Source organism: Bartonella sp. AC158YNML (assembly GCF_042196725.1).
Classification (GTDB): Bacteria; Pseudomonadota; Alphaproteobacteria; order Rhizobiales; family Rhizobiaceae; genus Bartonella.
The window spans coordinates 1-848 of sequence record NZ_JBHIQU010000082.1 but is presented as its reverse complement, the minus strand read 5'-3'; the positions used below and the strand labels follow the sequence as shown (position 1 = coordinate 848).

1 protein-coding gene and 1 pseudogene are annotated in these 848 nt (G+C 39.0%); both read left to right on the top strand.

Features of this window, described 5'->3' with window-relative positions:
* Positions 1-133, top strand: a pseudogene (locus ACFIM1_RS09350) (late control protein); the annotation flags it as partial.
* The coding region (locus tag ACFIM1_RS09345) for a DnaB-like helicase N-terminal domain-containing protein (protein ID WP_375694692.1) at positions 90-848 on the top strand (759 nt) is incomplete at its 3' end. The pseudogene ACFIM1_RS09350 and the gene ACFIM1_RS09345, both read left to right, overlap by 44 nt.

Here is an 848-nt window from a genome sequence, read left to right as displayed (position 1 = left end):
AGCCGCTACCGTCACACATCGTTATGAAAAACAAAGCGGATACACAACAGAAATCACCTTTGAGGCACCAAACAAGGGAAAGGAAAGCAATGAGAACATTGAACATGCTAAAAACAGAAAATCCAAGAGATAATTTTGCTTCTTCTTTTCGTCAACTTCCCCATAATATTGAAGCGGAACAGGCATTACTTGGAGCAATCCTGATTAATAATAATGCACTCGATCGCGTTTCAGACTTTCTCAAAGCAGAACATTTTTTTGAAACGCTACATCAAAAGATCTTTGAGATTGTCTTACAAATTATTCAAAAGGGTCATCTTGCAAACCCCATTACAATTAAGCCCTATATCCAAATGGAAGAAAAAATTGGAGATATTACTGTATACCAGTATGTTGTTCGCTTAGCCACAGAGGCAGTCACTATTATTAACGCTGAAGATTATGGACGTGTCATTTACGATCTTTTTATCCGCCGGTCTTTGATTAATCTTGGCAATGAAGTTGCCAATACAGCTTTTGATGCGCCTCTGGAGTTCACACCTTCCCAACAAATTGAAACGATTGAAAATCAATTATTTGAGTTAGCCGAAAAAGGAAAATATGGAGGTGGGTTTGAAAACTTTGATACAGCCATTGCAAAAGCACTTAACATGGCAAGCGCTGCGAAAAAGCGTTCCTCACAGCTTTCAGGGATAGCTACCCATATCAAAACCCTTGATGAAAAAATGGGAGGGCTACAACCATCCGATTTGATTATCATAGCTGGACGCCCTGGGATGGGTAAAACATCACTTGCTACCAATATTGCTTTTAATATTGCTAATGCTTGTAAGCGTGATAACAGCCAA